We start from the raw sequence: 10,587 nt of genomic DNA on the forward strand, positions 1-10,587 counted from the left end.
CGAGTTCAAGGTGAAGGACTTGACGTGAGCGGATTAGAAACGGCCATCAGAACAGCGCTCGACAATTCCGATCGCGACAATCCGGAGGTTCGAGCGAGGATCTACCAGTCGGCCCGCCAGGCGCTGGAAGCCGGCCTGCGCAAGCAGGACATTACCGACGCCGAGGTCGTTGCCCATCATCGCCATCGCCTGGAAAGCACCATCCACGCTATCGAAAGCGAGGAGCGCGACCGACTTCACCCGCGCCAGAGGCCGCCGGAGGTGCCGGTGCCTCCTGATGTCGAAATGCCGGCGCCGCCGGTGCATCGGGGAGATGTTGCCGATATTGACAACCTCATTGACAGTCCCGTGCCCGCAGGCGAGACCCGCGGCGCCCCCGAGATCGCCATGCACCGCGGCGACGATTCGAATCTCGACGGCGTGCATGCCGGCCATGCCGATCATCTCGCAGCCGCCCCGGTCGGCGAGGAACGCCTGACGCGCGGCCAGCGCGCCACCAACATGGATTTCCGCCCGGAGCGGGCGGCAGGCCGCCGCAAGCCGCGCAAATTCTTTTCGCGGCTGCTGGTCTGGTGCGTGCTGCTCGCCTTTATCGGCATCGGCGCCTGGTGGGCGCATACATCGGGCCTGCTTTTGACGGCGGCCGAGCGCGACACCAGCGTCGCCAATCCGCCGGCCAGCACCCAGCCCGAGGATTTTACCGGCACTGACGATAGCGCCGGCAATGCGGCTTCCAAAGATCAGCCGGTGACCATCGATCCGCAGAACAGTTTTTCGGCCGATTGGATCCCAGTCTTCAAACCCGACGACGCTGACAAGATCCAGGCCGGTCCGCAGGCCCGCACCGAAAAGATCACCGAGAATGACGGCCCCGCCATCCGCCTGATTTCGCAGAGCGGTGCGGCCGAAGGCAATATCTCGGTCAGCGTGCCGCCCTCGGTGCTGCAGCAGCTTGCCGGCAAATCCTCGACAATCGCGCTGACGCTGCAATCGACCACCGACGAGCCGACGCAGGTCACCGTCGAATGCAATTTCCAGTCGCTCGGCAATTGCGCCCGCCATCGTTTCAACGTCACCCGGGAAAAATCGGATGCGCTGCTGCAGGTGAAGTTCGACCGCTCGCTGGCACCGAATGCGCCGGGCACGCTGACGATCAACAGCGATCTCGACGGCAAGGCGCGCGGCATCAACCTCTTCGCCATCCGCATCCTGCCGGGGCAATAACCCAGCCCTGGCGAAGCCGGTGGCGCCAGCCTCGGCGCAGCCGATGGCGTCAGCCCCGGCGCAGCCGATGGCGACGGCCGCTGCCCGCCGCCCTCTTTCAGAAAGCCTATTTCAGGAATCCATGCCCCGAGCCGATGATCTGCTCATCGACCGTGCCGAGCACCTTCTTGTCCTTGCCGTCATAATCCATCCGGTTCAGCATGTGGCGGATGAGTTCAAGGCGCGCCCGCCGCTTATCGTTGGCGCGGATCACCGTCCAGGGCGCGAAATCCGTATGGGTTTCCTTCAGCATCCGGTCGCGCTTTTCGCTGTAATCGTCCCATTTCGTCAGCGCCGCGATATCCATGGACGACAGTTTCCAGACTTTCAGCGGGTCGTGCCGGCGGTCGTGGAAGCGCTTCAGCTGCATCTCGCGGCCGATATCGAGATAGAATTTGAAGAAGAAGATGCCCTCATGGGCGATGATCTTTTCGAGCTGCGGCGCCTGCTTGAGAAAATCCTGATATTGCTGCGGCGTGCAGAAGCCCATGACCGGCTCGACGCCGGCGCGGTTGTACCAGGAGCGGTCGAACAGCACGAATTCGCCTGCGGTCGGAAACTGCGCGACATAGCGCTGGAAATACCATTGTCCCTGTTCGCGCTCGGTCGGCTTGGTCAGCGCCACGACGCGCGCAAGGCGGGGGTTCATGTTCTCCGAGGAGGCCGAGATCGCGCCGCCCTTGCCGGCAGCATCCCGCCCTTCGAACAGCGCCATCACCCGCTTGCCGGTTGCCTGCAGCCAGAACTGAACCTTGACGAGCTCCACCTGCAGCTTTTCCAGCTGCTCTACATAATCTTCTTCCTTGAGTTTCTTCTTGTAGGGAAATTCGCCGGATTCCAGCGCATGTTCCTCGACCCAATCCGGCAGAACGGGATCGTCGACATCTAAGATGCGCTTCTTTCCGCGGATATCCAGCTCGACCGCCCTGCTTTCGACGTCCCCAGCCACGTTGTCCTCCTGCCTCTGATCGTTTCTCACGCCAACATATTTACCGTTGGAAATCAAATCTTTCGCTGTCGGCCGGCGATTTTTCCAAATTTCGGCTGCAGCCTTTCGTATTGCAGACGCCAGCCGAAAATTTCTGTCATGAATTACCGCTATCAGGCAGAGTTCAATATAAGACAACGAATCGACGCCGCGAGGGCACTTGCAAGACGAAACTCCGTGGAGAAAAAGCCTGTTGGCGCGCATCCGGCGCGAGCGGCCGGTGCTGCTGGCGGCAATCCTCAGCGCACTCGCCGCGCTTGCCGCCGGCATGAACAAGTGGGTTGTGCTCGGCCTCCTGCTGATCATGATCGTCACCGCGCTTTTCAATGAGGCGCCTGTTATCAAGGATGCACCCGCCGAGCCGCTGGAGATTGCGCCAGAAGCGCCGCCGAGGCGCCTGCCTGAGGTTTCCTCCACGCTCTCCGGCCTCGATATACCGGTTATGGTGCTGTCGGACGATGCCTCGGTGCTCTTCCAGAACCGGGCTGCCGAAAAGGCCTTCGGCGAGGTAGTGCTCGGCGCCCATATATCGGCCCGCCTGCGCTCGCCGGGTGTGCTCGACATGGTGCGCGAAACCATCGCCACCAACGCCCCGAACCAGATCGAGCATGCAGAGAGGCTGCCCTCCGAACGCGTCTATATCGTGCGTAGCGCCCCCGTCGAATTCGCCGCCGAAGGCGCGCGCGAGCGTTATTTCATCCTCTCCTTCCGCGATATTTCAGAAGTCCGCCGCATCGACCGCATGCGCTCGGATTTCGTCGCCAATGCCAGCCATGAGCTGCGCACGCCGCTTGCGTCGCTCCGCGGTTTCATCGAGACCATCCAGGGCCCGGCGAAGAACGATCTGAAGGCGCAGGCGCGTTTCCTCGCCATCATGTTCGACCAGGCCACACGCATGAGCCGGCTGGTCGACGATCTGCTTTCGCTCTCCCGCCTGGAGCTGAAGTCGCATATCGCCCCGGATGAGAAGGTCGATCTGGTGCCGCTGCTCGGCCATGTCAGGGATTCGCTGGTGCCGCTGGCAGCGGATGTCGGCGTCGACATCAACCTGCATCTGCCGGAGGGCAAGGTCGAGGTGCTGGGAGACCGCGACGAGCTTGTCCAGGTCTTCGAGAACTTGATGGAGAATGCCTGCAAATACGGCCAGGAGGGCAAGATCGTCGATGTCTGGCTGAAGAACGGCACCGGCAATCCCGTCGAAGTCAGCATCGTCGACAAGGGGCCGGGCATTCCGGCCGAACACGTGCCGCGCCTGACGGAGCGCTTCTATCGCGTCAGCATCGAAGACAGCCGCTCGAAAAAAGGCACCGGCCTCGGCCTCGCCATCGTCAAACACATCCTCACCCGCCACCGCGCCCGGCTGATCGTAAAATCCGAAGTCGACAAGGGCACGGATTTTACCGTGCGGTTCTGACAGGCATACGGGAATAGGGAGTCGAGAGGTCGCGGCACGCCCCTTCCGCCCCGTTTGCGGGCGTACGGCAACCTTAGCGTCATTTCTGAAGAATTTGCAATGCAAGGTCGAGGGGCGACGCAAACTTTGCCAACCCCTGACGTGATCAGCTAGGTCCTGAATAAGTTATCATTCAAAAACAATTAGATAGCCTGTCACAAATGTTTCACCGATTTGACATAAAAGGACGGTGCTTACAGCGCTAAGAGAGTCTCGCCGATGAAAAAAGGCACTGCGAGGGCCTCTCGAAAGGCCGCACTCACACAAGCCCAATCCGGGAGATTTTTAATGAACACCTTCAAGCTCACCGTTGCCGCGCTCGCTGCAACCGCTGCTTTCGCCGGCGCTGCCGTCGCCCGTGACCAGATCCAGGTTGCCGGTTCGTCCACCGTCCTGCCTTACGCAAAGATCGTTGCCGAGTCCTTCGGCGAGACCTTCACCAACTTCAAGACGCCGGTCGTTGAATCCGGCGGCACGGGCGCTGGTCTGAAGGAATTCTGCAAGGGCGTCGGTGAAGACACCATCGACATCGCCAACGCTTCGCGTCCGATCAACAAGAACGAAGCCGAAGCCTGCAAGGCTGCCGGCGTGACCGACATCCAGGAAGTCAAGATCGGCTATGACGGTATCGTCTTCGCAACCGACGCTTCCAACCCTGATGTAGCCTACGTTCCTGCCGACATCTACAAGGCCCTCGCAGCCCAGGTCGTCGTCGACGGCAAGCTCGTCGCCAACCCTTACAAGAAGTGGTCGGAAGTCAACCCGAAGCTTCCGGCTGTTGATATCGCTGCCTACATCCCGGGCGAAAAGCACGGCACGCGCGAAGTCTTCGAACAGAACGTACTCGCCGCCGGCTGCAAGGCTTCGGGCGCAACCGACGTCATCGCCAAGGAAATTGCCGACAAGGCCGCTCAGGGCAAGGCCTGCGTCGCAGTCCGCAAGGACGGCGCTGCAGTCGACATCGACGGCGACTATCCGGAAACCCTGGCACGCATCGCCGCCAATAAGACCGGCGTTGGCGTATTCGGCCTTTCCTTCTATGAAAACAATGCCGACAAGCTGAAGGTTGCGAGCGTGAACGGTATTGTTCCGTCGACTGAAACCATTGCCAACGGCACCTACCCGGTTTCCCGCCCGCTGTTCTTCTACGTCAAGAAGGCACATCTCGGCGCCGTTCCTGGCCTGAAGGAATACGTCAACTTCTTCGTATCCGACCAGATGATCGGCCCCGACGGCCCGCTGGCTGAATACGGCCTGGTTGCCGCTCCGGATGCCGAGCGCGACGCGATCCGCAAGGAAGTCGAAGCCGGTAAGGCTATGTAATCACTTTGCCGGCGCGGTGCTTCAAAGCCCGCGCCGGCATTGCCTTATCCCCTCGCGCGCCGGCGTTTCCGGTGTTGCAGGGTTGAATACATTCCGCATGATGCTGAAGGCGGCTGATGAAGCTGCCGGGCTTTGGGGCTACGGGCCTGGGGACGTAACGAATGAGCACATCCATCATACTCTTGTGCCTTGTGGTGATCGGCGCCGCCGCCTATCTGGTCGCGCGCAGCCGGGCCGCAGCAATTGCCGGCGGCAGATCCTCGGCATTGCATTCACGGCCGGCCTATTACGGCGCCTATGCGGCGATCTGGGCCGTTCTTCCCGCCCTCGCCGTCCTCTGCTTCTGGCTCTCGGTCAGCCCCGGCATCATCCAATCCTCGGTTCGCGGCAGTTTCCCTGCCGACGTCAAGGCGCAAGCCGCCGTCGAGCAGGATCTCGGCTATTCCATGGTGGCGACGGTCGCCCGCGGCCTGACGCTGCTGACATCAGATGAAACTGCAGCGGTTGCCGGCGATCCCGCAGCGCTTCAGGCCAAGCTCAGCGAAAAGGGCGTGCCGCTTGCCGGCCAGCCCCAGCCTTACATGCTCGACGCCGCCAAGACGCTCAACGCCATGAGCATGACGAGCCGCCTTGCCATGACGGCGGTCGTCTTCATTCTGGCCGTTGCCGGCGCCTTCTATGCGCTGCGCGCCATCGCCCCGCGCTTCCGCGCCCGCAACCGCGTCGAGCGCGTCATGCTCTGGGGCCTGCTGCTTGCCTCTTCGATCGCCATCCTGACGACGATCGGCATCGTGCTTTCCATGCTGTCGGAAGCCGCCCGCTTCTTTGCCGCCGTTCCCGCCGCCGACTTCTTCTTCGGCACCGTCTGGGATCCGCGTTTTGCCGGCGCCGGCAGCTCGTCCTTCGGCCAGTTCGGGCTGATCCCGCTGTTGCTCGGCACGCTTTATATCGGCCTGGTGGCGATGCTGGTCGCCGTCCCCGTCGGCCTGTTTGCCGCCATCTACATGGCCGAATACGCCTCGCCGAAGCTGCGCGGCGTCGCCAAGCCGCTGCTCGAAGTGCTCGCCGGCATCCCGACGATCGTCTACGGCTTCTTCGCGCTTGTCACCGTCGGCCCGTTCCTGCGCGATTTCTCCGCCCAGATCAGCGGTCTGCTCTCCGGCAGCTACACCAACTTCATTCAGGCGCAGAGCGTTCTGACCGCCGGCATCGTCATGGGCATCATGCTGATCCCCTACGTCTCCTCGCTGTCGGACGATATCATCACTGCCGTGCCGCGGGCCCTGCGTGACGGTTCGCTCGGTCTCGGCGCCACCCGTTCCGAAACCATCAAGAAGGTGGTTCTGCCGGCAGCTCTTCCCGGTATCGTCGGCGCATTGCTGATGACCGCCTCGCGCGCCATCGGCGAAACCATGATCGTCGTGCTGGCCGCCGGTGTCGCCGCCCGCATCCAGATCAACCCCTTCGAGCCGATGACGACGGTGACCGTCAAGATCGTCAATCAGCTCACCGGCGACCTCGAGTTCACCTCGCCGCAGACGCTGGTTGCCTTCGCTCTTGGCATCACGCTGTTCTGCATCACGCTTTGCCTCAACATCTATGCGCTCTACATCGTGCGCAAATACCGGGAGCAGTACGAATGACGGATATTGTTTCTCCCACATCAGGCGTCACCGTCTCCAAGGCGCCGGCGCGCCGTGATATCGGCATCAAGCGCCGCTACGCCGCCGAGCGCCGGTTCCAGGCCTATGGCATCGCCGCCATCACCTTCGGTCTCGTCTTCCTGTTCATCCTGCTGTGGACGGTGATCGGCAAGGGTTACACCGCCTTCCAGCAGACTTCGATCACCCTGCCGATCGAATTCACCGAGAAGACGATCGACCCTGGCAATAAGCGTGCGACCGACCCTTCGGTGCTGGTCGCCGCCAACTATCCGGTTCTACTGCGCGACGCGATCGTCAAGCAGCTGAACGTCAACGCCTCGAGCAAGCCCGAGGTGCGCGATGCCACGGCCATGCTCTCCAAGGGTGCGCCGATCCAGTTGCGCGACATGGTCGTCGCCGATCCGTCGATCATCGGCAAGACGGTCAATGTCACGGTGCTCGCCGACGCCAATGTCGACAGCGCCAATAAGGGTCAGATCGACCTGACCGTCGATGAGAAGAACCGCAAGGTCAACGACAAGCAGGTTGGCTGGATGAACGAGCTGAAGGCGAGCGGGGCTCTGTCCAAGCAGTTCAACACCGGCCTCTTCGTCAACGGCAATTCCAGCCGTCCGGAGGCCGCAGGCCTCGGCGTCGCCCTCATCGGCTCGCTCTACCTGATGCTGATCGTGCTGGTGCTCGCTCTGCCGATCGGCGTTGCCGCCTCGATCTATCTCGAGGAGTTTGCGCCGAAGAACAAGCTGACGGATCTGATCGAGGTCAACATCAACAACCTCGCCGCCGTTCCCTCGATCGTCTATGGTCTGCTCGGCCTTTCCGTCTTCATCAACTTCGTCGGCCTGCCGCGCTCGGCTTCGCTGGTCGGCGGTCTGGTGCTGACCCTGATGACCCTGCCGACGATCATCATAGCTACGCGCGCCGCACTGCGCGCCGTGCCGCCGTCGATCCGCGCTGCAGCCCTTGGCCTCGGCGCCTCGAAGATGCAGATGGTGTTCCACCATGTTCTGCCGCTTGCTATGCCCGGCATCCTCACAGGCACGATCATCGGCCTGGCGCACGCGCTCGGCGAGACCGCGCCGCTGCTATTGATCGGCATGGTCGCCTTCGTCGCCAACGCGCCGACGACACCGCTCGATCCCTCGACGGCTCTGCCCGTGCAGGTCTATATGTGGGCCAACGAGGCCGAACGGGCCTTCGTCGAGCGTACTTCGGGTGCCATCATCGTCCTGCTCCTGTTCCTGATCGTCATGAACATGGGCGCCATCCTCTTGCGTCGTCGCTTCGAGCGCCGCTGGTAAACGGAGTTACAAGATCATGAACATGTTGACCGAAGCTGCAGTTGAAAAGGCGCTGGATCAGAAGATGAGCACCGTTCCTTATAAGATGATCGGCCAGGACGTCTCGGTATACTACGGCGAGAAGCGCGCGCTTTTCGATGTAAACCTGAACATCCGCGAAAACACCGTCACCGCGCTGATCGGTCCGTCCGGCTGCGGCAAGTCGACCTTCCTGCGCAGCCTCAACCGCATGAACGACACGATCGACGGCTGCCGTGTCGCCGGCAAGATCACCCTCGACGGCGACGACATCTATGATCCGGATATCGACGTCGTCGAACTTCGCGCCCGCGTCGGCATGGTCTTCCAGAAGCCGAACCCGTTCCCGAAGACAATCTATGAAAACGTCTCCTACGGCCCGCGCATCCATGGCCTTGCCAAGTCGAAGGCCGATCTCGACCAGATCGTCGAGACCAGCCTGCAGCGCGCCGGTCTCTGGAACGAGGTCAAGGACCGCGTGCATGAATCCGGCACCGGCCTGTCGGGCGGTCAGCAGCAGCGCCTCTGCATTGCGCGTGCCGTCGCCGTCAGCCCCGAAGTCATCCTGATGGACGAGCCCTGCTCGGCGCTCGACCCGATCGCCACCGCCAAGGTCGAGGAACTGATCCACGAATTGCGCGAGAACTACACGATCGTCATCGTCACCCACTCCATGCAGCAGGCCGCGCGCGTCTCGCAGCGCACCGCCATGTTCCACCTCGGCAATCTCGTCGAGGAGAACGACACCGACAAGATGTTCACCAATCCCGACGATCCGCGCACCCAGGACTACATCATGGGCCGCTTCGGCTGATTTTGGCGATACGAAGCTTTCCGTTATTCGAAGGACAAAGCCCCATGGCATCGACACATATCTATTCTGCCTATGATGATGATCTGAAGTTCCTGTCCAGGCGGATTTCCGAAATGGGCGGCCTGGCCGAGCAGATGGTTGCCGAATCAGTCCGGGCGCTGGTCAACGGCGACACGGCGCTGGCCCAGAAGGTCATCTCCGACGACGTGATCCTCGATCACACCGAACGCGAGATCGGCGACAAGGCGATCGTCACCATCGCCCGCCGTCAGCCGATGGCCGCCGATCTGCGCGAAATCATGGGTTCGATCCGCATTGCCGCCGATCTCGAACGGGTCGGCGACCTTGGCAAGAACACCGCCAAGCGCGTCATCGCCGTGCAGAGCACCGGCGTTCCCCGCAAGCTCGCCCGCGGCCTTGAGCATCTGTCCGAGCTGGCGCTCGTCCAACTCAAAGAAGTGCTCGACGTCTACACGACGCGCGCCGCCGACAAGGCCAGTGCGATCCGCGAGCGCGACAACGAGATCGACGCAATGTACACTTCGCTGTTTCGCGAGCTCTTGACCTACATGATGGAAGATCCGCGCAATATCACCAGCTGTACGCATCTTCTCTTCTGCGCCAAGAACATCGAGCGCATCGGCGATCACGCCACCAACATCGCCGAGACGATCTATTACATGGCAACCGGCGCCCAGCCGGAAGGCGACCGTCCGAAGGACGACAGCGCCAACACCGTTGGTGCAGTCACGGAATAACCGTCCGCACCCGTCAATTGCGCGCGCGCCAATGTGGGGCGCGCAAAGAGGTCGCAGCCACTTTTCTGATTTTGCGCAGGATGCATTGCTTAAATCATCCCCGGTTTAAGGATCATGCGCGAGGAGACCAATACGCATGATCCCGAGAGTTGCAGTAGTTGAAGACGAGGAGGCGCTCAGCGTGCTTCTTCGCTACAATCTCGAAGCGGAAGGCTTCGAGGTCGATACCATCCTTCGTGGCGACGAGGCCGAAATCAGGCTTCAGGAGCGCACACCCGACCTTCTCATCCTCGATTGGATGCTGCCCGGCGTCTCCGGCATCGAGCTTTGCCGGCGCCTGCGCATGCGGCCGGAAACCGAGCGCCTGCCGATCATCATGCTGACGGCGCGCGGCGAAGAGAGCGAGCGTGTCCGCGGGCTTTCCACAGGAGCCGACGATTACGTCGTCAAGCCCTTTTCGACCCCCGAGCTGGTTGCCCGCGTCAAGGCGATGCTGCGCCGCGCCCGCCCCGAGGTGCTGTCGACGGTATTGAAATGCGGCGATATCGAGCTCGACCGCGAAACCCATCGCGTCCACCGCAAGAGTCGCGAAGTCCGCCTCGGCCCCACCGAATTCCGCCTGCTGGAATTCCTGATGTCGTCGCCGGGCCGGGTCTTCTCCCGCTCGCAGCTCCTGGATGGCGTCTGGGGCCACGACATCTATGTCGACGAACGCACCGTCGACGTCCATGTCGGCCGCCTGCGCAAGGCGCTGAATTTCTCCAACATGCAGGACGTCATCCGCACCGTCCGCGGCGCCGGTTATTCGATGGAAGCTTGAGGCTGAGGGAGTGCGTGGTCGGCGTTCCCGCCTGCACAGCCTTTCCCACGCCCTTTCATCGCACCGGCGCGGCGTATGAGCCGGCACCGCCTTTCCTCCGTCATCCAGGCACCACCTCTCCTCCGTCATCCCAGGGCTTGACCCACTGCTGTCCGGTTTAAATTTGGTGGACAAGGCGCACGGTGTTG

General features: G+C 62.0%; 9 protein-coding genes. 8 read left to right on the forward strand and 1 reads right to left on the reverse strand.

What is annotated here, in order from left to right; genetic code table 11:
- Positions 1-24: 24 nt before the first annotated feature.
- Positions 25-1,224, forward strand: a complete 1,200-nt coding sequence (locus ATY29_RS24000; protein WP_097537359.1) for a regulator — start codon at positions 25-27, stop codon at positions 1,222-1,224.
- A gap of 106 nt (positions 1,225-1,330) precedes the next feature.
- Here the strand turns inward: ATY29_RS24000 and ppk2 are convergent, their stop codons facing one another.
- Positions 1,331-2,212 carry a polyphosphate kinase 2 gene (gene ppk2 / locus ATY29_RS24005; protein WP_097537365.1) on the reverse strand — a complete coding sequence of 294 codons (882 nt, stop codon included), beginning with the start codon at positions 2,210-2,212 and terminating at the stop codon, positions 1,331-1,333.
- A gap of 232 nt (positions 2,213-2,444) precedes the next feature.
- Here ppk2 and phoR point away from each other — a divergent pair, with 232 nt between their 5' ends.
- The 7 genes from phoR to phoB all read left to right on the forward strand — a co-directional run bounded on the left by phoR (position 2,445) and on the right by phoB (position 10,399).
- Positions 2,445-3,665 (forward strand): phosphate regulon sensor histidine kinase PhoR, encoded by a 1,221-nt coding sequence (phoR, locus tag ATY29_RS24010; protein WP_097537360.1) that lies wholly within the window; start codon positions 2,445-2,447, stop codon positions 3,663-3,665.
- A gap of 327 nt (positions 3,666-3,992) precedes the next feature.
- Positions 3,993-5,027: a substrate-binding domain-containing protein gene (locus ATY29_RS24015; protein WP_003570623.1), complete on the forward strand. Its 1,035-nt coding sequence runs from the start codon at positions 3,993-3,995 to the stop codon at positions 5,025-5,027.
- Positions 5,028-5,188: 161 nt separating this feature from the next.
- Positions 5,189-6,670, forward strand: a complete 1,482-nt coding sequence (gene pstC / locus ATY29_RS24020; RefSeq protein WP_097537361.1) for a phosphate ABC transporter permease subunit PstC — start codon at positions 5,189-5,191, stop codon at positions 6,668-6,670.
- The gene (gene pstA / locus ATY29_RS24025) at positions 6,667-7,989 is read left to right on the forward strand and encodes a phosphate ABC transporter permease PstA (RefSeq protein ID WP_097537362.1); all 1,323 of its coding nucleotides are present in this window, start codon (positions 6,667-6,669) and stop codon (positions 7,987-7,989) included. The genes pstC and pstA overlap by 4 nt, the downstream gene beginning before the upstream one ends.
- Before the next feature lie 16 nt (positions 7,990-8,005).
- Complete coding sequence (gene pstB / locus ATY29_RS24030; protein WP_003570616.1) at positions 8,006-8,821, forward strand: phosphate ABC transporter ATP-binding protein PstB; 816 nt, start codon at positions 8,006-8,008, stop codon at positions 8,819-8,821.
- Between the two features lie 44 nt (positions 8,822-8,865).
- Positions 8,866-9,579, forward strand: a complete 714-nt coding sequence (phoU, locus tag ATY29_RS24035; protein WP_097537363.1) for a phosphate signaling complex protein PhoU — start codon at positions 8,866-8,868, stop codon at positions 9,577-9,579.
- Between the two features lie 136 nt (positions 9,580-9,715).
- Positions 9,716-10,399, forward strand: a complete 684-nt coding sequence (gene phoB / locus ATY29_RS24040) for a phosphate regulon transcriptional regulator PhoB (protein ID WP_003570612.1) — start codon at positions 9,716-9,718, stop codon at positions 10,397-10,399.
- Positions 10,400-10,587 lie beyond the last annotated feature (188 nt).

The organism is Rhizobium hidalgonense (assembly GCF_002914525.1).
Taxonomy (GTDB): Bacteria; Pseudomonadota; Alphaproteobacteria; order Rhizobiales; family Rhizobiaceae; genus Rhizobium; species Rhizobium hidalgonense.

Excerpts from the sequence above, each read along its gene's own strand:
- ATY29_RS24015 (WP_003570623.1), top strand. The coding sequence starts at position 3,993 with ATGAACACCTTCAAGCTCACCGTTGCCGCGCTCGCTGCAACCGCTGCT.
- pstC (WP_097537361.1), top strand. The coding sequence starts at position 5,189 with ATGAGCACATCCATCATACTCTTGTGCCTTGTGGTGATCGGCGCCGCC.
- pstA (WP_097537362.1), top strand. The coding sequence starts at position 6,667 with ATGACGGATATTGTTTCTCCCACATCAGGCGTCACCGTCTCCAAGGCG.
- pstB (WP_003570616.1), top strand. The coding sequence starts at position 8,006 with ATGAACATGTTGACCGAAGCTGCAGTTGAAAAGGCGCTGGATCAGAAG.
- phoU (WP_097537363.1), top strand. The coding sequence starts at position 8,866 with ATGGCATCGACACATATCTATTCTGCCTATGATGATGATCTGAAGTTC.
- phoB (WP_003570612.1), top strand. The coding sequence starts at position 9,716 with ATGATCCCGAGAGTTGCAGTAGTTGAAGACGAGGAGGCGCTCAGCGTG.